The sequence below is a fragment of the Geomonas diazotrophica genome (assembly GCF_018919385.1).
Lineage (GTDB): Bacteria > Desulfobacterota > Desulfuromonadia > Geobacterales > Geobacteraceae > Geomonas > Geomonas diazotrophica.
In genome coordinates this window covers 65,470-89,939 of record NZ_JAHLMF010000009.1, presented here as the reverse complement: position 1 = coordinate 89,939, position 24,470 = coordinate 65,470, and the positions used below count along the sequence as shown (strand labels likewise).

The 24,470-nt window shown below is 68.7% G+C and carries 12 protein-coding genes; 4 read left to right on the top strand and 8 right to left on the bottom strand.

Features of this window, described 5'->3' with window-relative positions; translation table 11 throughout:
- Positions 1-146: 146 nt before the first annotated feature.
- From KOM00_RS11980 to KOM00_RS11945, 8 genes are all read right to left on the bottom strand, one after another.
- A complete protein-coding gene (locus KOM00_RS11980) occupies positions 147-419 on the bottom strand; it encodes a hypothetical protein (RefSeq protein WP_216499156.1) in 273 nt (90 codons plus the stop codon).
- A 153-nt stretch (positions 420-572) separates the two neighbouring features.
- Entirely contained in the window at positions 573-3,155 is a 2,583-nt protein-coding gene (locus tag KOM00_RS11975) for a sigma 54-interacting transcriptional regulator (RefSeq protein WP_216499155.1), read from the bottom strand.
- A 160-nt stretch (positions 3,156-3,315) separates the two neighbouring features.
- Entirely contained in the window at positions 3,316-4,548 is a 1,233-nt protein-coding gene (locus KOM00_RS11970) for a hypothetical protein (protein WP_216499154.1), read from the bottom strand.
- Positions 4,545-5,351: an outer membrane lipoprotein-sorting protein gene (locus KOM00_RS11965; protein WP_216499153.1), complete on the bottom strand. Its 807-nt coding sequence runs from the start codon at positions 5,349-5,351 to the stop codon at positions 4,545-4,547. Before KOM00_RS11965 ends, KOM00_RS11970 begins: the two co-directional genes overlap by 4 nt.
- Before the next feature lie 198 nt (positions 5,352-5,549).
- Entirely contained in the window at positions 5,550-8,102 is a 2,553-nt protein-coding gene (locus tag KOM00_RS20820) for an ABC transporter permease (protein ID WP_216499152.1), read from the bottom strand.
- Positions 8,099-8,788, bottom strand: a complete 690-nt coding sequence (locus KOM00_RS11955) for an ABC transporter ATP-binding protein (RefSeq protein WP_216499151.1) — start codon at positions 8,786-8,788, stop codon at positions 8,099-8,101. The genes KOM00_RS20820 and KOM00_RS11955 overlap by 4 nt, the downstream gene beginning before the upstream one ends.
- Positions 8,789-8,885: 97 nt before the next feature.
- The gene (locus tag KOM00_RS11950) at positions 8,886-10,427 is read right to left on the bottom strand and encodes an ABC1 kinase family protein (protein ID WP_216499150.1); all 1,542 of its coding nucleotides are present in this window, start codon (positions 10,425-10,427) and stop codon (positions 8,886-8,888) included.
- The gene (locus KOM00_RS11945; protein WP_216499149.1) at positions 10,417-11,034 is read right to left on the bottom strand and encodes a TetR/AcrR family transcriptional regulator; all 618 of its coding nucleotides are present in this window, start codon (positions 11,032-11,034) and stop codon (positions 10,417-10,419) included. The genes KOM00_RS11950 and KOM00_RS11945 overlap by 11 nt, the downstream gene beginning before the upstream one ends.
- Positions 11,035-11,343: 309 nt before the next feature.
- Between KOM00_RS11945 and KOM00_RS11940 the strand changes: the two genes are divergently transcribed.
- From KOM00_RS11940 to KOM00_RS11925, 4 genes are all read left to right on the top strand, one after another.
- Complete coding sequence (locus KOM00_RS11940; protein WP_216499148.1) at positions 11,344-11,766, top strand: cytochrome c3 family protein; 423 nt, start codon at positions 11,344-11,346, stop codon at positions 11,764-11,766.
- Positions 11,767-11,851: 85 nt separating this feature from the next.
- Complete coding sequence (locus KOM00_RS11935) at positions 11,852-15,469, top strand: hypothetical protein (RefSeq protein ID WP_216499147.1); 3,618 nt, start codon at positions 11,852-11,854, stop codon at positions 15,467-15,469.
- Positions 15,470-15,620: 151 nt separating this feature from the next.
- Positions 15,621-16,190, top strand: a complete 570-nt coding sequence (locus tag KOM00_RS11930) for a DUF1318 domain-containing protein (RefSeq protein ID WP_239027588.1) — start codon at positions 15,621-15,623, stop codon at positions 16,188-16,190.
- Positions 16,175-24,436, top strand: a complete 8,262-nt coding sequence (locus KOM00_RS11925) for a CHAT domain-containing protein (RefSeq protein ID WP_216499145.1) — start codon at positions 16,175-16,177, stop codon at positions 24,434-24,436. The genes KOM00_RS11930 and KOM00_RS11925 overlap by 16 nt, the downstream gene beginning before the upstream one ends.
- Positions 24,437-24,470 lie beyond the last annotated feature (34 nt).

Sequence of the window (24,470 nt, the reverse complement as noted above, 5' to 3'; positions counted from 1 at the left end):
TTCCGCACCCTGACCAAAAATTTGTAGCAGTTTTGGGTACAGGTGGCAAGCAAAAAGTAGCCGGGAAAGGGGGAAACGCCAAAGGCCATCGTGAGCGTCACGATGGCCTTTGTGGTGTCGAAATGAAGCGGTACCTGGAGGGGGGACTAGTGGCCGGGCTTGTTCAGTTCGTCGAGGACGTCGTTGGCCTCTTTCAGCTTGTCGTGGAGTTTTTTCAGCTCGTCCGCGGTGTAGACCCTGCTCCCCTTGTTGATCTCGCCCTGCAGTTTCGCGATCTTCTGCTGGATGCTGTCCACTTCGTTTTTGCAGTTTTTCGAGATGAGCAGGCATTCGTCTTTCGCGCCCATGTCAGCGGCGAAAGTCGGTACGCTGCCCATTGCCAGGAACCCTGCCATGACAATCAAAGCAATCCTCTTCATCGTGCGCCTCCTTGTCTGTGGTGTCCTTGCCGGTAGTGAGATGTCCCGCATAAGTAGTAACACCCCCACCGCCTGTGTCAAGAAGATGCCGGACGTCCGGGCACCCTGTGACATGGCGTGCGGCTGTTACTTGAATTATCTCACACTATCGCTTTACAGGATAGCCATGAAGATGACCGCGGCCGCCAGGATGAGCAGGCGGTGCCCGATCAGCGCCCGGGGGGGAAGGCCGTCCTGACGCTGCAGTTTGCCCAGGATGACCCAGGAGAAGACGGCGGCGAGCAAAAGCAAGGGGTAGATGAGCAGGCGCAGCGTCCCAAGCTCCGGGGTGAGCGCCGCCGCGTCCAGGAGGTTCTCAAGCCTCAGTGCCTCCACGAGGAGCGGGACGATCCCGGCGCCCCCCTCCACGAGGGCCCGAAAGAAGATCATGAACAGGCCGGCCACCGCCAGCGGCAGGTAGGCGAGGCCGCTGGTGGTGAAGACCGAGCGCCAGCCGGTGCCGCGCACCGCCGCGGAGGCGAGGGCGGCGAGGAGGGTGAAGCCCGCCACGATGGCCAGGGCCAGCAGGTAGTCGTTCACGCTCCAGAGGGTGCGCGTGAAGATCTCCGGGGGGCGGCCGGCCAGGAGCGGGGTTCCCTTGGCGGCAATCACCACGCCGACCAGGGTGGTGCTGAAGAGCGCCTCGCGGAAGCCGCGCCGGGCCCGGTTGAAGCCCCCCCAGGTCGGGTTTCTCAGGTCGAGCTGCATGGAGCGGTGCGGGCAGCTCCTGACGCAGTTCAGGCAGAGCACGCAGTGGTCCGAGCTGTCAACGCCCGAGGGGTGCAGCCCCATCGGGCACCCCTTCTCCTTGATGCAGTCGTCGACGCGGCAGCGGCTCAGGCAGACGTTGTGGTTGCTGTGCATCTCAAGCGGAGAGATGCGCGAGACGAGGCTCACGATCCGCCCCAGCGGGCAGAGGAACTTGCACCACCCCCGGCGGCCGATCACCAGGTCCGCGCTTACCGTGGCGCAGAGGATCCCCGAGAGGAGCACGCCGGTGGCCCCCGCGTAGCTGAACATGCCGGTCGCCTGCTCCAAAAGGAGGATCGCCACCAGCGCGGCGAAGGAGAGCGACGGCCCCCAGCGGCGCAGCCAGGGGGCGGGGTCGCGCACCACGCGGCTGGAGACCCCGAGGTACTCGCCGATCGCCTCCATGGGGCAGAAACTGCACCAGCCGCGGGCGAACAGGAAGGCGGTGACCAAAAGCGCCGGCCAGCCGATGGTCCAGGCGACGAGGTTGGCCGCGTTGTGCTGGCGCGGGCCGAACAGGGTGTAGAGCGTGACCGCGAGGAAGAGCGGCACGGTGAGCCAGCGCAAAAGGCGCGGGAAGCGCGGGTTCCTGGCCAGGTTCTCCACCGCCGGGAGGGTGAGCAGGTTGAAGCGTCCGTCGCCGAAGGGGTGCCCCTGCAGCGAGATGTGCTCGGGCTGGATCTCGTCATCGTTGCAGACCACGACGGCCCGGGAGACGACCTGGTACAGTTCGCTGGCGTTAAGGGGCCAGTCGTGGTCCACCAGGCGGTTCAGGGCGTCCTGGGAGAGGCGGCGCACCTGCTTGTGGTGCTTCGCGTTCAGGGACTTCAAGAGGCTCCTGGCGATGACCGGGATGTCCTTCTTGCGCTCCCTGAGCGGCACGAGCTCAAGGGTCTCCCCGGAGAGCTTCTTGAACAGCACCGCGTTGAACTTGCCGCTGTCGACCAGCGGCTGCAGGGGCTTGCCGCAGGTGGCGATGATGCGCACCTGGGCGCTCCTGAGCTTCGTCTCCCCGCGGCGGGTGAAATGGCCGTTCTCCATGAAATCGACCAGCTCATCCTGCACGGCGCCGGAGAGGCAGTCGATGTTCCTGAGGATGATGTCCCCGCCGGCGGCGAGCTCGATCATGCCGCGCCTGACCCGGCGTGCGTACATGGCGCCCTCGGGGGCGTGGCCGAACAGGGCCGCCTCCTGGGCGAGCCCGAGAAGGAGCGAGTTCTGCTGCGCGGAGTCGCTGGCGGAGCATTCCTCCCCCATCACCGGCGGAGGGGCGGCACAGTCGAGGAAGAGGACCGGTCGGTCCCCGGTGCTGTGGAAATGGATCAGGCGGGCGGCGAGGTCCTTCCAGGTCCCCGGCTCCCCGAGGATGAGGACGTGGCTCCTGGTGTCGGCCAGGTGCTGCAGGCGCTGGTTCAAAAGGCGCACCCAGGGAGAGGTGCCGGGAAACTCGCCGAATTCCGGGAGGAGCTGCCAGCCGATGATGTTGGTGATCACCTCGCGGTGCTCGCTCTCCTCGCGCTGGTGGCGGTGCGCCCACGAGCCGAGCTGCGCCGCCAGGATGCGGCTCAGGTTGGCGTAGAGAAGGGGCATGGCCTCCAGCAGTTCCTCGAAATGCTCCCGGGTGAGCCGGGCGGCCTGGACCTCGGTGATGGCGCGCACGTCGGCGGAGCGCTTCTCGTCGGTCAGGATGGCGCGTTCGCCGATCACGTTGCCGATGCCGAGTTCGGTGAGGTTGAGGATCTGTCCGGAGCGGTCCAGGAGTTCGACCCTGATCCTCCCGGAGAGGATCACGTAGAGCTCCTGCGCCGGCTCGTGCCTGGCCAGGATCACGTCGCCGGCGGCGAAATCGCGCAGCTCCAGGCGCCGCGCGATGCGCTGCAGCTCCTCCTCGTTGAGGCCGCTGAAAAGGCGTATGCCCGAAATGGTCTCGGAACTGATTGAAGCCATCGTTCTCCCGGCTTCGGCAGGTGGGGTGTCCGGCGCACTGGCGGTTCGGCCGTGGCAGACTGCCGAAGAGGTTTACGATGGTAGCGTAAAGGCGGGGTGGTGTCTAAAACGTATACCGTGCAAAGGGTTGCGGGCGCGTATACGTACCCGCGGCGGGCGGCTACCAGCTGCGGCGCAGCGCAGCCACGAGGCGCCGCGCGCCGTGCAGCGCGCCCAGCGGACCCTGCTCCGAGCCGTAGGGGAGATCGCCCCCCACGGTGACCTTCCAGGTGTCGGTGAGGTTGTAGCCGACCTCTCCCTTCAAGAGGCCGTCGCCCCTTTTCAGGCCGCAGTCCCAGACCAGCTTCCAGGCGCCCCACTCCTCGGTCCGGTTCCAGGCGACGATCAGGGCGGGGAGGAGGCCGCGGTCGAAGAGGAGCGTCGGATCGACCGGCGGATCGATGGCGTTGCCGGCCAGGGTGACCAGGAGCGTCCCGTCCCCGAAGCCGCGCTCGACGCTCAGGGTCCCGATGAGCGCGTCACCAAGCTCCCGGTCCGCCGAGAAGAGGGCGGCCGCCTCGCCGCGCAGGACGTAGGGGCCGGCCACCCGCGACACCTCTACCCCGACGCCGTGCTCGCGGGGGTAGCGCCGCCCGACCGAGATCACCGGGGCCGGCCCGCTCTGCAGCGCCGGGTCGAGGGAGAATTCGAGGATGGGCGCCGGACGCACCCCGCTTCTTCCCCAGACGCCGAGGTCCCAGTCGCCGTGGGTGGCCAAAAGGCGCAGGGCGGCGAATCCGGGGAGCGGTGGTTCATCGTCCTTCTCGTAGAACCTGGTTCCCTGGGGGAGCGCGCCCGGGGCGATGGGGGCGTTGCGGCTTCCCAGAGGGGGGAGGCGCCAGGGCGTCGTTACCGGCACCAGCACGGCCTGGTAGCGCAGGTTATCCTCCTGGCCGCTCAGGCGGACGGCCCAAAGAGGCAGCTTTTCGTCGGCGAAGGGGTCGGTGACGTCACGGGGGAGGAAGGCGTCGGCGGGGGAGTAGCCGTCGGTCTTGCCCCAGCCGAGTTGGAAGCGCCCGAACTCCAGGTCGTGCGACGGGGCGAGCGGGATGCGCAGCCAGAGCTCCGGGACCGAGAGCGGCGGGCGCCTGAGCCTGCGGTCCGCCGGGTCGAAGACGAGGGGGCTCGTCTGCGGGGAGGTGAGCCACTCGGCGCGCAGGGAGGAGGTGAACTGGCTCTGGTCGAGGCGTTGTTCCCACTTGCCGTAGAGCGTGCCCCACCCGGCGCCGCGGGGTTCGCCCGCGAAGCGCTCGCCATAGGCGAAGCCCTTCACCTCGGCGTAGCCTGAGAACCCCTCTGCGAAGGCGGAGCAGGGGAAGAAGAGCAGAAAAAGGATCAGAAGCCGGGTTGTCAATCGCCCCCCTCGCGGGTCAGGTTCTGCAGCGTGAAGCGGCTGGCGGGCTGGGGACGGTTGAAGGAGATCTGCTTCAGCGTCACCGTGGTGTGGCTCCCCTTCTTCAGGTCGGTCATCTCCATGCGCGCGGCGACGTAGTGCCCCTCGACGTTCTTGATGTCCGAGAGGATCAGGCGCTTGGCCGGCTCCTTCTCACCCTTCCGGACCAGGTCCTCGCGCACCAGGTAGAGGATGTCCTTTCTCAGGTAGAGGGTCAGCTTCTGGTAGATCGACCTGCTCCCCTTTTCCAGCGGGATGGCGGCGATCACCCAGCAGGGCTGCCCGTCGAGCGTTTCCTCACCCTGCAGCGAGACCTTGTACTTCTCGTGGTCGAACTCCTCCATGTCCTCGTAGTTGAAGTCCGTGCCGACGAAGGAGGCGTCGCGGTCCTGGGGCGCGATGCGCCGCTCACGTTTCATGGAGGGGAGGTAGAGCCACTGGTCGGGGTTCTCCGAGCCGGGCCGCGGCAGGGAGAGAAAGCCCACCCCCTTCACCTCGGGAGGATCGGTGAACCGGATCAGGTTTTTCGAGTCGCCCGCGTACCCCTGGCGGTAGCTGTTCCACCCTTTTTTGCGGACTTTCCCCTCCTTGTTCACCACGGTGAGGTCGCCCGAGTACTGCTGGGTCTTGGTGCGGTGCCGGTTCTCGGATTCCTTCAAAAGCGCGCGTGCGTCGGGGGCGGCGAGGGCGGGGGCGGAAGTAACCGGCAGGAGCAGGGCGGCTGCGAGAAGGAATTGCAGCGGTTTCAGTAGAATTCGGATCATGGTGAATACCTCCGTTACATGCATGTGCAATGGTTACCGACCGGTCCCCCTCTCCCCTTGCGGGAGGGGGGCCACCCCCTCGCCCTCCGGGAGAGGGTGGCCGCAGGCCGGGTGAGGGTGCTGCCACGGGCAAGCTGGTTGCTACTGCCGGCGCCCTCACCCCGCCCCTCTCCCGGGGGGAGAGGGAGGATGCGGGCTCTACTCGTACTCGATCGCCTCGGTCACCTTGACCCCGGCCGCCTGCCGCGCCGGGATGCCGGCGGCGAGGAAGGAGACCAAGGGGAGGGCGACCAGCAGCTGCCCCAGCACCTCCCAGGGGTAGTGGTGCGGCATGGCCCAGCCGGTGAACGCCCTGGCCACCGGCCCCTCCATGAAGGAAGCGAACAGGTTCCCCGCGGGAAGGGCGAGCATGAGCCCCACCAGGGCGAGCACCAGGGCCTCAAGCACGACGCTGCGGGCGATCTGTCCGGGGAGCGCTCCGAGCGCCTTCAGTATCCCGATCTCCCGGGTCCGCTCCGCCACCGAGATGAGGAGCGAAGTGACGATGCCGAGGAAGGCGACCCCGAGCGCAAGCAACACGGTGATGCGCATGACCGCGTAGAAGGCGTCGATGGCCTTGCCGATCTCGTCCTTGAACTCGCGCTGGGTCGAGATGAGCGCGGGGTACCTGCCGGAGAGCTTGGCGCGGATGGCGTCGCGCACGCGGCCGGGGTCGGTCCCCGGCTTCACCGAGACGTCGTAGATGTCGACCCGGTCGTCCTGCCAGTGCCTGAGGAATACCTTGCGGTCCAGGAACACGGCCCCCTGGTCCGACGAGTAGTCGCGGATCACGGCGGCGATCGGGAACTCCACCATCCCTCCCGGCGTGTTGAGCGGCACCTTGTCGCCGACGCCGAGACCGAAGCGGTCGCGGAAGTTCTCGGTGACTGCGCACATCTCCTTGTTGATGAGCCCCTCGCGCATGGAGTCGCGGTCCCCCTGGGCGAAGTCGTAGCGCACCCTCTGCATCAGCGTGTCCATCTCCACGGAGCCGACCAGGATCTGCCTGTCGCGGAACTGCGGCCGGATGGCCCGGTAGCTCTCCACGGTGCGCACCCCCGGAAGCGCGAGGATCTCGCCCTTCACCGCGCCGGGGTAGAGGAAGTCGGGACGGGAGAAGTTGGCCGAGGCGCGCACGAAAAGGTCGCAGGTGAGGATGTCGTCCATCCAGCGCTCGATGGTGAGCCTGGTGGAGCCCATGTACCCCCCAAGCCCCAGTACGAAGGTGAGCGAGAGCGCCATGGCCATGATGGTGCCGGAGCTGCGGCGCGGGTTGCCCAGCAGCGCGTCCGAGGAGAGCGGGCCGGCCGAGGGGAACAGGCGGGTGAGCAGCGGGCCGAGGGCGAGCAGCACGGCGCGGGAGAGGGGGCCGATCAGGAGCACGAGCCCGATCCCCCCCAAGAGGAGCACGCAGAGCACCAGCGCGTTCCCCTGGACCGCGCTGCTCAGGGCGAGCGCCGCGGCGCAGGCGACGAGGGCCGCACCCGTGGCGATTCTCGGTCCCACCCGGCGCTGCGCCTTGGCCTGGAAGGCGCCCTTGGCGAAGGCCTCGGTGGGCGAGATGCGCGAGGCGGAGAGGGCAGGCCCCCAGGCGCCGACCAGCGAGGCGACGAGGCCGAGCAGCATGGACTGCAGCATGATGGCGGGGGTGAGGTGCACGATGCCGGAACCGGAGATGCCGTACACCATCTCGGTGCTCTGCCCCATGCTCACCAGGAGCGCCTGGGAAAATGCGGTCCCGGCCAGGCAGCCGAGCGCGCCGCCGAGCAGGCCGATGATGAGAGCTTCGGCCAGGAACAGTAGCTGCACCTGCCGCGGCGTGGCCCCCAGGGCGCGCAGGGTGCCGATGTCGCGGCGCCGCCGGTTCACCGAGACGTTGAAGGCGTTGAAGATGAGGAAGATGCCGATGGAGAGTGCGAAGGCGCTGGAGACGTTGAAGCCGGCGGTGAAGTTCGCCACCAGGCGCTCCATCTGCTCGCCGCGCCGCGCCGGTGTCTCCACGCGGTAGGCCGGGCCGAGCGCCTTTTGCAGCAGCTCGATCCCCTGGGCGACGCTGACACCGTCCTGGAGCCGCACGTCGATCCGGTCGAAGCGCCGCCCCCTGCCGAAGAGCTCCTGGGCTGCGTAGACGTCCACCACCATGAGGTTGCCGCCGAAGGCCTGGGCGAACCCCTTGGGGCTCATCAGGCCGCGCGCGGTCACCTTTCTCACGCCGCTTGGGACCTTGACCGCGAGGGAGGTGCCGGTGGCGAGCCCGGCGCGCTTGGCGAACTCGCGGGTGAAGAGGGCGGAATCGGGCTGGGCCAGGAAAAGAAGCGGGTCGTCCAGGTCGGCGTCGTCCCCCTCGAAGCCGTAGTCGCGCATCTCGCGGTCGCCCAGAAGGTCGACGCCGATCACCATCAGGCTTCCCAGTTCCCCCTTTTCCGGCACCACGATCTGCTCGATCACCGGGGAGGTGGCCCGGATGCCGGGAAGGTTCCTGAGCCTTTCCTGCAGGGCCTCGGGTACGCCCCCCTCCATGGTCACCTGCAGGTGCGCCTTACCCGCGACCCGGTCCACCGTCGAGCCGATGCCGACCACCAGCGCGTCCTGCGCCGTCTTGATCGAGCTGAAGGTGGTGACGCCGACCACCACCCCCAGGAGGGTGAGGATGGTCTTGGCCAGGTGGCGCCGGGCGTAGGAAAGGGAGAGGTGGCGCAGCAGGAACCTCATCGGTCACCTCCCGGGGCGGCTCCGTCGTCCTCGACCCGGCCGTCCCTCAGCCGGATCAGGCGGTCGCAGGCCGAGGCGGCCTCCCGGTCGTGGGTCACCATGACGATGGTGGTGCCGCGCCGGCCGTGGATGGAGCGGAGCAGGGCGAGGATCTCCCTGCCGCGGGCGCTGTCCAGGTTGCCGGTCGGCTCGTCGGCCAGAAGCAGCGGCGCATCGGTGACCAGGGCGCGGGCGATGGCGACGCGCTGGCGCTCGCCGCCGGAGAGCTCGTCGGGGAGGTGGTCGGCGCGGTTTTCCAGGCCGACCTCGGCGAGCACGCGCTCCACCCTGGCCTCCGCCTCTTTCGCGGGGACCCCGGCGAGCCGCAGCGGCAGCGCCACGTTCTGCCTGACCCGCAGGGTGGGCATCAGGTGGTAGGCCTGGAAGATGTAGGAGACGTGGTCGCGCCGGAACAGGGAGCGTCCCTTCTCATTCTGTTTGGCGAGGTCGGTCCCTGCCACCAGCACCTCGCCGGAGCTCGGCACGTCGAGTCCCCCCATCAGGTTCAAAAGGGTCGACTTGCCCGAGCCCGACGGCCCCATGATGGCCACCATCTCGCCGGCGGCGATGGAAAGGGTGATGCCGGCGAGCGCCGTCACCGTCGATTTGCCGTCGTACGATTTCACCACGTCTTTCAGTTGCAGCACGGTTGGTTCCTCCTTCGGAGGGGTCGAAAGATTTTTCGCCCCTACAGTGTTCGGTTCACGAAAAAAGGTCTGCCAGGGAAACTGTAGGGGCGAATAATCATTCGCCCAACCCCACATCCGCCCCCTCACCCCGACCCTCTCCCGGAGGGGGAGGGGGCATCGCGACATGCGCCGTCCTGCCTGATCTCCTGGTTTCAGCGCACTCTGCCGCCATGTTGCGACCGCTTTCCCGCCGGTAGATCGCCTGGAAATCGCAGCGACCCTTCAAGCGGTACACGATGCCCCGTGCCCCCAGGATGAAACGCGTGGTCCAGATGTGCACCGGCATGCCGCGCATGAACCCCTTGCGCGTCACCCCGACCATGGCGTCCATGCCGCGGCGGAAGAAGTCGGGGTCGCCGAAGTCGAACAGGCCGTCCGTAAGCCACGGTTCCAGCTGCCAGCGGATCACCGTCCCGATCAGTTCCAGGCGCTCCCGCCCCATCTGCTCGGCCGAGTCGTAGAGCGAGGACTTCACGATGAGGCGCTCCATCTCCTCCTCGTCCCGGCGCAGCAACGCCTCCTCGACCTCGCACTGGAACTGCCACTCCTCCTCGGTCAACCGCCGCGTGCAGCCGAAGTCGACCAGCCCCAGACGCCCGTCCGGCATGAAGATGTAATTGCCGGGATTGGGGTCGGCGAGGAGGCAGCGGGTGCGGTACAGCGCGCGCAACGTGGCGACGGTCAAAAGGTGGGTGTAGCGGTCGCACAGTTCCTGGGAGGGGTTGCCGGCCAGGAACTCCTCCAGGTGCACCCCCTCCAGGTGTTCCGTGGTCAGCACCCGGCGGGTGGAGTAGTCGGGGTAGACCCGCGGGATGACGATGTCGTCCTCCGGGGTGAAGGAGTTGCCCACCTCCTGCGCGAACCTCGCCTCGGCGAGGTAGTCGGTCTCGGCGAGGAGCACCCTTTCCACCTCGGCCAGCTTCGCGACGACGTTGTCCCAGTCCTCCCCCAGCCGCATCGGCTGCATGAGGAGCCGCAGGTTCTTGAGGTCCGCCTCGATGGTGCGGGCGATACCGGGGTACTGGATCTTCACCGCCACCAGTTCCCCGGAACGGAGGCGGGCGCGGTGCACCTGCCCGAGCGACGCGGCGGCGAAGGCCTCCCGCTCGAAACTCTCGAAGAGCTCGTGCGGCTCCTTGCCGAACTCGTCCAGGAACACCTCGCGCACCATGGCGTAGTGCATCGGGGGAGCCTCGAAATGGAGCGCCGGCAGAAGCCTTGCGAACTCGTCGGGGAGAGCATCCGGGAAGGTGGCCAGCATCTGCCCCAGCTTCATCACCGCCCCGCGCAGGTAGCCCATGGTCCCCAAAAGCTCGAGCGCCGCCTTCAGGTGGGTCTCGCTTTTCAGCCGCTCCCGCTCGTCGGCGTCGGCCCAGCGGCTGCGCAACCAGTAGGCGAGGTAGGCGCAGGTGACCTTCGCCTGCAGCGAGCCGAGGATCCAGAGGCGGGAGAAGGAGGTGGTGGGGGGGCGTCTGGCTGCGACGGATTCGACCAGTTCCGCCAGGCGCCGCCGTGCGGCCTCTTCCTGCTGCGGCATGAGGTCAAGGAGCGAGGCCCGACCCTCGATGCCATGCTTTTGCGGGCGCTCAGCGGGCATGGGGACCTCCCTGCACGTTGCCCGAGATCATCTGCACGAAGGTCCTGATGGCGTAATCGATGAGGGCCCGGGATGCCTCCTGGTTCTCGGAATCGTCGCCGGTCCAGAAGGCGAGGATGCCGAGGTAGAGCGACCAGTAGATGGTGCCGGCGACGTCTTCGCGCGGAGCGGAGAAGCCGTGCCGCTGCATGATCTGCCGCACGCACTCCAGGTGTTCCTGGCGCGCCGTCTCTCCCTCGGGGCAGACGCTTTTGCGCGGGAATGGGCTCAGGGAGCGTTCCAGCACCGGCCCCAGGAAGGGGCGCAGGGGGCGCAGGCGGCGCAGCTCGGTGCCGATCAGCAGGAACAGCTCCTCCTCCAGCGACTCGCTCCCCTCCAGGCGGGTCAGGAATTCCTCCCGTCCCCGCGCCAGCGCCTCGTTCACCATGGTCATGGCCATGGTCTCCTTGCTGGGGAAGTAGTTGAACATGGTGCCGGCGGCGACGCCGGCCGCGAGCGCGATGTCGCGGGTGGTGGTCTGGTCGAAGCCGCGCGCGGCAAAGAGCTCGGCAGCCTTTTCCAGGATCCGGGCCCGGCACAACTGTTTTGCCTGCTCGCTGATACGCATCGTCCGCTCTCCGAGTAAAATGAACGCGCTCACTATAGCAGACGCGCGGCGGCAGTCAATGTAAAAATGAGCGCGCTCACAAAGGTGCCCCTGCCGGCCAGGGATGCCTGCCGCCTGCTTCCTTTCCCTCCCTTGACATCCCTGCGCGCCGGGGCGCCCCAATGAGTCGAATATAATCGCGGCATCGTTGTCTGTCATAGCCGCTGTGCTATGCTTTGCCAGTGAGCTTGAAAATTACCGTCTGATGTCACAATGCCACAAAAAACAGTCAGATACGGAGTTTGATGACCTCTAGTACATAGGTGACTTATGGTCGAGTCAGGGACGGTGCATTTAAGGCTGCAAGCACTGATCGCTACCGCCTTGGGTGGCATGCTCTTCTTCGAGATGGGAGAAGCCAACATATACCATCAGACCGGTGCCAGCCGCATCCTCACCATGGCCGAATGCATGGCTTGCCACTCCAAAGACTCCGCCCGACCGGTTTCCATCTGTCTCGACGATCACTGTCTCTACTCCAACCACCATCCGGTCCTGCGCGGTTATCCCCCTCTCGGCAAAGAGGACAAGTTTGCGCCCGAGTCCGAGCTCTTGGCGGCCGGTTGCGAGCTGGAGGACGGCAAGATCACCTGCCTGTCCTGCCATAACCTGACCCGGCCGGCGCCGCACCTGGTGAAGGATGGCGACGAGCTTTGCTACATCTGCCACAGGTATTTGAGGTCCGGCCTCTGAGGGTCGATCCGGTTTGACTTTAAACGGCGGAGATGGTAACAAAAACTCTTCGAAATTTTCCTCCGTACCCCTGGGACATTGACTGATGCTCCGTCGCCTCCTTGCCTACATCAGTACCCTTCGTGTCAGACGCGTCATTTTCGTGGGCTGCACCTTTGCGCTCTCCGCCCTCCTCCTGCTGGTGCTGTTGGTGGCGTTCCTGCCTGCCCTCCTCTCCACCGACCCGGCGCAGTCCCTGCTGCGGCTGGGGATCTCCAAGGCCCTGAAAAAACCGGTTTCCTGGTCCGACCTCGACGTCTCCTGGTCCGACGGCATCGCCCTCACCGGGCTGGTGCTCGGCGACGGACCACCGCCGCTTCTGCACGCGTCCCTGCAGCAGCTGAAACTCGAACCGGGCCTTTCCCGCGACAAGGGGACCGGGCGCTGGTGCCTGAGCGTCGACCTAAAGGTCAGGACGCTTGAGGCCGAGCTCGCCCCCGGCCCCCCGAAGCCCCCCGAGGCAAAGCCGCTCAAGGATCCGCTGACCCGCATCGCGGAAGGGGTGCAGAAGTTCCAGTCCATGGAGTGGCCGCTGCCGCTCGACCTGCGCCTCTCGGCGGATGCCGCCCCCATGAAGATCCACTACGCCGACCCCGACTCCAAGCGCGACCTGCTCCTGAGCGACTTCACCTTCGGCCTCGCCGTTCCTTCGCTGAGCCGGCTCCCCATCCGTACTTCGTTCTCCGGGAAGGTCGCGGTGGACGAGGGGAAGCCGCAGCCGGTGCGCCTGAGCGCCGAGCTCGCCGACCTGGTCACGGCAGCCTACCGCATCAAGCCCGCGGCCGCCTCCTTCACCGCGCGGGCGGCTCTTCCGGGTGTCGATTTCAGCGCCGTCGGCGGGGTGACCCGTCCCGAGGGGCTCAAGGCCAACCTGGCCCTTTCCCTCCCCGAGCTGGTCCGTCTCGCGGCACCCTTCGCCAGGAAGCCCGTCCCGGAGCTGGGGGGGAAGCTGGCGCTGGACCTGAAGGCGCAGACCGACCGAGCCGGAGACCTGCGCGTGGCGCTCGCCCTGGACGGCGACCGGCTGGCCGTGAGCCGCCTGCCGGGCAAAAGGGGCGGCCTTGGCCCCCTGAACCTGCGTCTGCGCCAAAAACTCGTCAGCAACCACGAGCGCCAGCAGGTGGCCTTCGAGGAGGGGAGCCTGGCGAGCCCCGGGCTGATCGCAGCGTCCTGGCACGCGCTGGTCGACCGCCCCACCGAGAAGTCGCGCAGCGTCGCTGCGGAGCTGGGGCCGCTGCGCCTGGAGCTCGGACGGGCCCGGCAGGTGGCGGCACCCTTTCTCCCCGAGAACCTGCCGGTGCGGGAGCTTGAGGGGACGGTGTCGCTCGTAAGGTTGCAGGTGCGCCTCGAGGGGCCGGCCAACGACGGGACGGTGCGGATCGAGAAATTAGGGGTGGAGCTGCCGCGGCTGCAACTGGCGCTGGCAGGCGGCCCCCTGCAGGGGGAGGGGATCGCCCTCTCGCTGGACCAGGGGGTGATTCCCCTGAAAAAGATGAAGCCGGTGCGGGTGGCGGCCGACCTGTCCTATACGGGGCGCCGGCTGGACCTGGCCGGCAAGAAGCCGGTGCGGGTGGACGGGATGAAGGGGGGGGTGAAGCTCGCCCTGACCGCGATCGATCTGAAGGGGAAGCGCGCCCTGGCCGACGTCAGGCAGACGCTGGAGCTGGAGCGGGCCGGGGTGGGGAGCGAGCTGGCGCTGGAGCAGGTGCGGGAGGAGCTGGAGCTGAAGGCGCGCACCTTCAGCGGCGGTGCCCTCGATCTCGCGCTGCCGCTGTTGCAGCTTTCCGCCCGGACCGTGCAGGCGAACCAGCAGGGGAAGCGGGTGACGCTGCAACCGTTCAGCGCGCGCCTCGCCGCCCAAGGGGTGCACCTGCCGCCCAAGGGGGGGGGGAGCCCGACCGTGCAGCACGCCACCTGCTCGCTTGCGGCGTCCGATGCCCTCTCGCTCGATGCCGAAGCGGCCCTTACCGGGCAGGGGCGGCAGCTCGCCGCCAGCAAGGGGAATCTGCGCCTGGACCTGCGCCGCCTCATGCCGGTCGCGCGCCCGTTCCTTCCCGCCGGTTTCGATGCCGCCGGCCTGGCCTCCTCCTCCTGGGACTTCGCGGCGCCGCTGCCGTTAGCCCCGCTCCCCAGGGAGGAGAACCCGTTGCGCAAGGCGAAGGGAAGCCTCGCTTTGCTGGAGCGGGCCGAACTGGCGCTCGAGTTGACCGACCTGGAGCTTCGTGTCCCCGCCCCCCGGGGGAGCTACCGGGTGCAGGGGCTCACCACGGCGCCGAAACTGCGCCTGTCCCTGCCGCGTCCGGGAGAGCCGCTTGCCATGGACGGCGGCTTCCGTTTCGCGTCGATCACCGGCCTCTCGGGCACGGCGGGAACGCTGCCGCTGCAGTCCGGGACGCTCACGCTGCAGGGGGAGCTGGCGGGGTGGAAGGAGCTCCGGCTGACCCAAGAGCTGAAGGTCGCCTCGCTGGGGCTGTCCCAGATCGCCGACCTCACCGTCGGGCGGATCGATGCCCTCCTCGAGGACCCGGGAGGGAAGTTCGACGCGGCCACCCTGTTGCGGCGCCTGGACGCCACCATGTTCGCCCACCTGGAGGGGAACTTCCCGCCCGAGGCGAAGCAGGTGCTGGCGGGGTGGCGACTGGCGGGGAACCTCTCCGCTGGGGCGCGTGTCGACCTCACCGCCGCGCGCGAGCTGAGGGTGCGGGGGTACGGCAAGTGCCGCGACTTCGGGGTGGCGGACGGCAAGGGGGTGGCGGCGAGCGGCGTCAGGGCGGACCTCGTGCTGGATCGCAGCTACGCGCTGGCCCAATCGCAGGGGAAGGGGGAGGAGTGGGTACCACTCTCGGCGGGGCTGGTGCGACCGGCGCCGGTAGCACCCCTGGGAGCGCCCAACTCGGACCTGTCGGCGCGCATCTACGAGGACCTGAGGGGGCTCATGGGGGGACCGCGCAAGATCAGTGTCCGCAGCGCCTCCTTCAAGTCCGGCGCCGTTCCCATCGATGCCAGCGCCCTGGAGGCGGACCTGCTCCTCGAGCCCGAGGCGCTGGGGGTCAGCTTCTTCCAGGCCGAGGTGGGAGGGGGGACGGTGCGGGCGCGCGGCATGATCGATCTCTCCCGCGATGTCCCGGTCCTCACCACCTACTGCTACTTCTCCCGCCTCGACCCGGTGCTCCTCTTCCCGGCGGCGGGGGGGGAGCGTCCCGGCGGGGAAGGGGAACTGACCGGCGAGCTGAGCCTCTCCGCGCCCCTTGCCACCGAACAGCGCGCGCTCCTGGAAGGGATGCGCCTGAACCTGAACCTGCGCCGTTTCAGCTCGCGCATCCTGGACCGCGCCCTCTTCGCGCTCGATCCGTACCAGCGTAACGAGAAGATCGTGGCGCAGCGCAAGTCACTGCAGGTTGCCGACCTGAAAGGGTTGCGGGTGAGCGCCGTCGACGGCGCCCTCGACTGCGAGGGGGAGGTGGTGGTGAAGGGAGTCGACGTGGCCATCCCGAGGATCGAGCGCCTGCGCATCTCGGAACTCCCCATCCAGAACGAACTGAAGCGGCTGCTCGTCGCCATCGCCTCGTCCAGGACCCTTTTGGACCTGGTCCGTTCCGACACGCTGGTCATCGATGAAAAAGGTAAGCCGTCTCTGAAAAGGAGGAGCAATGCCAAGGACTAAAACAGGTTCTACGTTCTGTGTTCTACGTTCTACGTTGAACCTTCAAAACCGTTCACCGTTCGACGTTCGACGTTGGTCGACCCCGTTGTCCATCGTCGATTGTCAATTGTCGATTCGCCCCCTCCTCCTGGCTCCCGCAAAGTTGGCGGTCGTGGTTTTGCTGCTGGCGTCAAGTTACGGCTGCACTCTCGCCAAGGTCGACGTCAACGTGGCGAGCGAGCGGACCTCGCTGGAAAACCAGGTACTGGGAACCTACAACGCGCTTTCCGAGGACGTGCTCCTGGTCGCGTCGGTGCGCGGGGTCTCGCCCACCGGCCGGGTGGAAACGCCGCCCAAACATTCGCCGGAACAGCAGGAGGCCGCGCAGGCGCTGGAAAACATCGCCTTCCACGCAGACGACGTCGAGGCCCTGAAACGGCTTGGGTGGGTGGGGGAAAACCTGGAGGGGACCCTGACCGGCTTCCCGCGCGAGGTCCCGGAAAAGGCCCCGGCAGACCTGAAGGCCTTCGCCGGCCGCTTCGGCGAGGGGGAATTCCGCCAGGTGGTGAACGAAGTGAACCGCTCACGCGAGATCCTGATGCTCCGGGTGGTGCAGACCAACGAGAACTTCACGGCGAAGGACCTCCCCGCCATCCGCAAGGTCTTCGCGCGGGTGAACCGCCAGAACAGCGCCCCCGGCACCAAGGTGCAAGAGGATGACGGGAAATGGGTAACCCGATGAACGCCGTCGCCAGAAAGATCACCCTGCTATTGGCCCTCGCCGCGCTCCTCTCCGGGAGGGCGGAAGCGGTGCCGCTGGGCGAGGAGCTGCTCGCTCCGGCAGCGCCGCGCCCGGCCCCGCGCTCGCGCCCGGAAGTGGCGCCGACGCCGGCGGTCTACACCCCGCAGTCCGTGCTCTACGCCACTCGCTCCCGGGACGGTAGGTGGATCGCCACGGTGGAAAAGGGGGACGCGGGGTACGAGCTCTGGCTGCACCCGGCCGGCAACGTGGCGGAACTGCCGCGCCTTTTGTCCAAGAGCCCCGTGCGCATCTCCGCTCCCGCCTTCAACGCGGCGGGGACGCAACTCGCCTACGCCGACGAGCGCGACGACCTGAAGGGGGACATCTGGCTCCTCGACCTGGCCAGAGCGGGCGCCGAGCCGCGCCGGCTCACCGGCAACGACGCAGGCGAAGACGCACCGGGCTTCTCCCCCGACGGGAGCGCCCTCTATTACCAGCGCCAGCTCCCCGGCGCCGAGCGCCGCGACCTGGTGCGCCTGGAACTGGGCACAGGCAAGGGGGAAGTTCTCCCCATCGGCATCGACGCGGCCTTCGCGGCGGCATCCCCCGACGGCAACCGGATCGCCTTCGTCTCCCGCGACAAGGATCCGGGGGGGGACCTCTGGCTCTGGGAGAAAGGAGGGCGCCTGACCCAGCTCACCACCGGCGCCGAGCGCGACCTCTACCCGGTCTGGCAGGACGGCGAGACCCTCCTCTTCACCCGCTTCGCTCCCCCGACCGGGGATGCGGCGGACGGGCCCGACGGGGGAGCGGTGTTCCGGCTGCAACTAAAGCGCGATGGAAGCCACGGTTTCCCGGCCGCCTTCCCGCTCACCTCCGGCCTTCTCTCCACCGCGGCCCCGGTCCCGGCCGGGGACCGGGTGCTCTTCGTGGCGGGCGCGGCGGCGGGGGGGCAGGTGCTGTCGCTGCCGGTTTCGGGGGAGGTCCCCGACCAGGCGGACCCCGCCGGTCAATGGCAGGTGGCCCGGGTGATCCTGGAGCGCCAGCCGGCGGACCCGGCCACGGCACGGCTCGCCTGCCTGCGCGTGCTGGCGCGGGAGGAGGCGCCTACGCGGGAAGGGGCGCTGGCCTCGCTGGCCCTCGCCGGGCTCATGGAGCAGGGCGGCGAGCGCAGCCAGGCCCAGGATCGCTACGCCGAGGCCGCGCACCGCTACGCAGCCTTCCCGGAATCGTCGCTTGCCGCGATCGCGCGGCTGCGGCTGGAGGCGGAGAGCCGCTGCGAAGAGGTGGTGGTCGCCGGACGCCGCAAGACGGTGATCGCCGAGGCCCAGCAAGAGATGCTGCGGGCGGCGCAAGGCAAGGGGAGCGACGCGACGGCCCGGGCCCTCGTGGACGGCGCCCGGCTCCAGGCGGAATACGGCTCCGGCGCGGAAGACCAGTTGGCCGCCATCGCCCGCTTCGAGAAGGCACTCGCCGAAACCTCCGCCGCTCCTGAGATCCTGGCCGAGGCCGCCTACCGCCGTGCGAGGCTTTTGGCCCGGATCGAGGGGGGCGAGGGATCGGTCGCGGCCCTGGTCGAGGTGGCCAAGAAATACGACCGGCAGGAGCAGTGGGCCGAGGCAGCGATCGCCGAGATCCTGGACCAGCTGACGGCGAAAAACGCCGACGCGCGCGAGCGCCTGGCGGCCCTGGCCGAGCAGTACCGCGCCAACCTGCCGCGTCTGGCCATGGGGGCCTGGAATCGGGTCGGCGACCTCGCTTACCGCGGGGGCGACTGGGTGCGCGCCAAGGACGCCTACCGCACCGTGCTGGAGCAGTTCCCCGCGATCGCCACACCGACCGCCGCGGCCCGCTTCGCGCTGGCCGAGATCCTCTACCGCGAGGAGCGTTACGGCGAGGCGACGGCACTTTATGAAAAGGAGATGGGTGAGCATCCCGAGGATGCGCCGCTGTACCAGCTCGCCCGCGCCGCCTACCTGAGAAAGAGCCTCGCCGCCGGCGAGAGCCTGTACCGCCTGGGTGAGGTCTCCGCCGCCCGCGCCGCCTTCCTGGACCTGATCCGCTACGAGGGGAAGAGCCTCGAGGCGCACCGCGGCTACATAAAGTCCGTGGCCGCCCAGGGGCAGGCCCGGGAGCTCCTGGAGCTGTACAAGAAGATGCTGCAATCCTACCCGGAGGACCCGGTGCTCCTCTACGGCGCGGGGCTCTGCTACACCTACCTCCCGGGGAAGGAATCCCTCAAGGAGGGGGACCGCCTGATCGCCCGCGCCGCCGAGCGGCTGCCCGGCTCCGAGTACCCATTCCAGACCCGCGGCTACATCGCGGAGGTGTTGGAAACGGTGCACGGCGAGCGGGGGGGGCTGGAGCGGGCCTTGAACCTCTACCGCCGCGCCAAGCTTTTGAACCGTCCCCAGGAAAACCCAGAGAACAGCGCGAACCTCTCCCTCAACATCGGCAACATCGCGTACCTGTTGGGGCGCAACGCCACGGCCTGGAGCTTCTACAGCCAGCGCCTCGCCGCCAAGGTCCCCTTCGACAACGTCGACACCGAGCTCCTCTTCGAGCAGCGCTACGGCGCCGTCGCCTTCCAGGTGGGGGAGAAGCAGGCCGCCATCGACGGCTACGGCCGGGCGCTCAAGCTGGCCGAGTCGCGCCTGGAGCCGGCGCGTGCCCTGGAGCAGTTCGGGCGCCTGACCCGCCGGGTCAACGAGCGTCTCTTCGCCGGGCAGAAGCTCTCTCCCCAGCAGGAGCAGTGGCTCGCAGGGCAGCAGGCGATCAATGCGGAGCTGGAACTGCTCGGCGTGGACCGGGTGGAAGCGCCCCCGGCAGCGGGGTGGCGGAAGTTCGAGGAGGCACTGAGGGGCCTCCTGGTGCGGCAGCGTAAGCTCTCCGCCGAGGCCTGCGCGGGAGTGCCGCAGGGGGAGAAGTACCTCCTGGAGCTGAACGCGATGGCGAGCGCGGTGGAGCGCGAGCTGGACAACGTGCCGCGCCTGGTGGAGACCGGGGCGGAGCTGCACGACCGGCTGGGCCTTGCCAACTTCGACGCGGAGCGCTTCGAGCAGGCCTTGGCCCATTTCGACCAGGCCTACCGGCTGAACCGGGCGCTCGGGCGCCATGCCAACCTGGCGGCGAACCGCCGCTCGGCGAGCATCTCCGCCTACCGCCAGGCCGAGACCGCCTCCGGTGCGGAACGGCAGAGGCTCCTGGCGCTCTCCCGGGACGGGTTCACCGAGGTGCTGGCGCTTTTGGACCAGTACCCACCCGAGGAGAAGAGCGCGCCCAAGCGCGGGGGCGGGCTGATCAACGTGGCCGCCAACGTCGCCCTGGACAAGGGGGGCTCCACCGAGGCCGCCTTCGGCTTCTCGGCGGAGCAGGAAAGGCGCCTGGCGCAGAGCTACCTCGCGCGCATCGCCGCCGACCTGGGCGACAACGCCACGGCGGAGAAGCTCTTCAAGGAGCTGCTCGGGCGCTACCCGGAACGGGTCGAAAAGCTGGCAGAGGGGGACCTCTTCGGGGTGGGGCTCTTGAGCCACCGGGCCGCCCAGCTCGCCTACGCCCGCGGGGACCGTGCCGCGGCCGCCGCGGGGTTCAAGAAGGCGACCGCCGTAGCACTCAGAAACGGCAACGCCGTGGGCGCCATGCTGAACCTGGTCAACTGGGGGATGCTGCTCCCGGAGGACGCCGCGCCGGGCGAGGTGGCGGAATTCCTGGAGTCGCAGGGGACCTGCTCTGCCTTGGCCGACACCTACCGCGACGCGCTTCCGCCGGATGCGGTCGCCCGCTACGGCAACGACGCCGGCGCCATCCTGGCCCGGCTTGCCGCCGGGCGTGCCGACGAGGCCAGCCGGCAGGCGCTGTTGTACAAGGCGGTGGCAGCTTGGGACAAGGTGCTGAAAGCCGGCGCGGCAGTGGGGGGGGCGAATGATTATTCGCCCCTACAGGGACGGCACACCGTGGGGGCGCGCCTGGCGGCGCGCCTGAACCGGGCGGCGACGCTTGTCGCGCTGGGGCTTTCCGAGGCGGCCCAGGCCGGCTACACCGCCGCGCTCGCCGAGGCGCGCGCCGCCGGCAACGACGCCATGGCCTGGCGCGCCCAGGCGGCGCTTGGGGATTACGACGCCGCCCTCAAACTCCTGGACCGGCTTCCCCCCACGGAGTACGACCTGCGGCTCGGCGAGCTTGCCGAGCGCTTCGCACCGCGCATCGAGGCGCTGACCGCCAAGGACCCGGAGCAGGGGTTCGCCCTGGTGGAGCGGCTCTCCGAGCTGGAGCGGGTGCAGATCCTGGGACGGAGCCTCTTGGGCGTCGACGACGGCGCCACCGTCGAACTCCTGCGCAAGGGCGCGCCGCACCTGGCGGAACTGGACCGCGTGAGCGCCGCGCTCGGGAAGGCCGCGCCCGAGGACGCCGCCTATCTGAAGCTGCGCGCACAGCAGGAGCAGACGGTCCTCGACGGGGTACTGGGCAAGAAGCTGGAGCTCCTTCCCCCCTACTACGCAGTTGCCGGCCCCGGCGCGCTCCGGCTGGCCGCCTCGTCGGCCGCGCTCTCGGGCGGCAGCGCCGGTGAAAGGGAACGTTTCGCGGCGCTCCTGGCCTCGTTCCGCAAGGAGTGCGCTTCCGGCAAAGGGGCCAAGCTCTGCCAGGCCCTGGCGCCGCAGCCCGCCGAGGCGATCGACGTCATGGAGCGGCTTGCCGGGCGTCCCGTGCTGCGCCTCGTACCGCTTCCGGGCGACCGCTTTCTCGTCTTTGCCTTCGACGGCAAGGACGGCTTCAAGGCGGAAACGCTGCCGCGCTCGGCGGTCGCGCCCCGGCTGAACGACCCCGCCCTGGTCGCCCTCTACGAAAGGCCCGAACAGTTCGCCTCCGCGAACGTCCTCAGCTGGGGGGTGAGCGCGAGCCAGCTCCTGAAGAGCGTGGCGCAGCGCCGCCCGCTGCGGACCCAGGTGCTGGACCCGGCGGGGGTGTGGCCGACCCTGGCGCCTTTCACGAAGCTCCCGGCCGACGCACTGCCGGCCCGTCTTCCCGACGCCCACACCCTGGCACTTCCTGCCGCCGCCGGGCTCCTCCCCACGGTGCCGAACCGGCCCGGGGACGGGGGGACCCTCAGTGCTGCCTGGGAGGATGCCGGCGGGGTGCGTCGCGACCTGGTGCAGCTTGCCGACGGCGAGTCGGTGTCGCTGCTCCTGGCCCCCAGGGGGGGAGCGGGAGAGGCCTGGTACCTCGGGCAGCTGGCAACCCTCGTCGGGGTGCCGAGCCTCCTCTTGTCCGACCGACCCGCCGACCTGACCCCGTTCGCGAAGAGCTACGCTCTTCGTTCGCTCGCCCAGGCGCGGCGGGAGCTTCCCGCAGGTTGGCTCCTCATCGGCGACTGGGGGGGCGACGCCGGGGAGAGCGCCCTCCTCGCCAAGAAGCTCTTCAACGACTACGTAAAAAGAGCGGTGCAGGCGCACAACGACGGGCGCTACGCCCAGGCCCTGGCCCTATTCGACAACGCCCTGGTGGTCGCCGATGCCACCCCGGAGCTCGCCAAGAACCGCGCCGCGCTGCACCGCCACGCACGGGAGAGCGCCTTCGGCGCCGGGCTCACGGAACGCGCCGTGGCCCATGCCGAACTGCTGGTGCAGCGGCTGGCCAAGGAAAAGCCGTACTCCGCCGAGCACGCCGATGCCCTGTTGCGGCTGGGGCTTTTGCAGGGGCGCCTGGAGCACTTCAAGGAGGCGACGGCGGCGCTCAAGGAAGGGGTCTCCATCTTCGCCGACCTCGGGCTCGCCAAGGACCAGGCCGCCGCCCTTTCCGATTTTGGGGTGGTCATGGAGAACGCGGTCGATTATCCCGCCGCGCGCTCTCTCTTCGAGGAGGCGGCCGGGTTGCGCGCCCAGTTGAAAGACGAGCTGAACCTGGCCGACCAGTACCGCAACCTCGGGCGCATCTTCGACCTGCGCCTGAACCAGTTCGCCGTCGCCGAGCGCTACTACCAAAAGGCACAGGAGCTCTACGCGAAAAACGGCAACCAGGCCCTGGAGGCCGAGACCATCCTGGAGCGGGGTCGCTGCCAGCGCCTTTTGGGGAACTTCCCGAGCGCCGATGCCCTGTACCGCGAGGCCCTGGCCAAGGTGGGGAGTTCCGAGCTGAAGACCCGCATGCGCATCGTGCTGGAGCAGGGGAACAACGCCTGGTTCCAGGGGCGCTACCAGGAGGCCTTCGACCTGCGCGAGCAGGTGGAAAAGGCGGCGCTCAAGGAGAGCTGGGCGCTGGAGCAGGTGATGGCCAAGAACACCGGCGGCCTGATCTGGTGGACCCTGGGGGACAACAGGCGCGCCCTGGTCGAGCTGAAACAGGCCCTGGAGCTGGCCGGCAAGCTCGAGGTGCGCCGCGACGAGAGCGCCACCACGCTGAACAACATCGGGCTCGTGCGGCGCGAGTCGGGCGACTACCAGGGTGCGCTGGAGAGCCTGGGGCAGGCCCTCTCCATCGACCGGGCCCTCGGCTCGCGCTGGGCCATCGCCTACGACCTGAGGAACCTGGGGCAGACCCGGCTCAAGATGGGGGACCCGGCGGGCGCGCTGAAACTGCTCGCCGAGGCGGCGGGACTTGCCGAAGCCATCGGCGACAAGGTGAACCAGGCCAAGATCCACCTGGCCCTGGGGGACGCCCGGGCCCGCAGCAACATGAGCGCCCCTGCGGCGGAAAGCTACACGAAAGCGCTGGAGCTCGCCGACGCCATGCTGCTCAGGGAGGTGCGCTGGCGCGCCCTGCTCGGCCTGGCGCGGCTCAAAGAACAGGGGGGGGACCGCGAGGGTGCCGTCGCCTCCTACCGCCAGGCGCTGGAGACGGTGGAGGGGCTGCGCGCCGAGATCAGGCTGGACCAGTTGAAAGACGGCTTCCTGGCGGACAAGATGGACGTCTACCAGGGGCTCGTGGGGCTCCTCGTGGACCTCAAGCGCCACGACGAGGCCTTCGCCGTCGCCGAGCGATCCCGGGCCAGGAACCTGATCGACATCCTGGGGCGGCAGCGCCTCTCCCTCTCCGGCGGCGCCGACCAGGACCTCTACGACCGCCAGAACCGGCTGCGCGAGCAAATCCAGGAACAGGAGCAGCTCGCGCAGCAGGCCGCGACCCCTGCCGAGCGCACCATGTACGCGGGGGCGCTGGACAAGCTGCGCGCCGACTACCAGGACCTCCTGCTCGACATCGAGAGGCGCCGTCCGGAGCTTCTGGCGCTGGTGAAGGTGACGCCGGTCACGGCGGCCGAGGTGCAGGCCCTGCTGGAGCCAGGTGTGTCCCTCCTCTCCTACTACCAGCTCCCGGACCGGCTCCTTTGCTGGCGCCTGGAGCGGCAGGGCTCGCGGCTCTTCGTGCTCAAGGTCTCCGCGCGGGAGCTCGCCGACCGGATCGCCACCTACCGGCGCATGCTGCAGAACCTGGAGCCGCTGGAGCAGAACTCCCGGGAGCTGTACCGGCTCCTCCTCTCGGAGCCGCTCTCCGGCATGCCCGAAGGACAGACGATCGGCATCGTGCCGCACGGCAGCCTGCACTACCTCTCCTTCGCCACCCTCTACGACGGCAGGGACTACCTGGTGGACCGGCACACCCTGTTCCACCTCCCGGCCGCCTCGGTGTACCGCCACACCCTGGCCCGGCGCCAGGCACAGAAGAACCTGCGCATCCTGGCCATCGGCAACCCGGACCTCGGCAACGCCGCGCTGGACCTCCCCTTCGCCGAGAAGGAGGCCGGGACGCTGCGCTGGAACTACAGCGACGTGACCACCCTGACCCGGGAGCGGGCCACCGAAAGCTGGGTGCGTGAGAACATCGCCAAGTTCGGTATCATTCATCTCGCCTCGCACGGCGAGTTCGACACGGTCAACCCGCTCTTCTCCTCGATCCGGCTGGCCAAGGACGGCAAGAACGACGGTCGCCTGCAGGCGGAAGAGGTGTTCGGGCTGGACATCAAGGCGGATCTCGTGGTGCTCTCCGCCTGCCAGACCGGCTTGGGGGACGTGAAGAGCGGCGACGACGTGATCGGCATGAACCGCGCATTCCTCTTCGCCGGGACCCACGCCCTGGTCTCCAGCCTGTGGCGCGTTTCCGACGTCTCAAGCGCCATACTGATGAAGCAGTTCTACCGGGACTACGGCCAAAACGACAAGGCCCAGGCGCTGCGCCTGGCCATGCTGCACGTGAGAAACCGCTACCCGCACCCCGGCTACTGGGGGGCCTTCGTCCTCACGGGCGATTACAAGTAAAGGGACGACAACCCGGCCGGATCCGCTCCGGCCG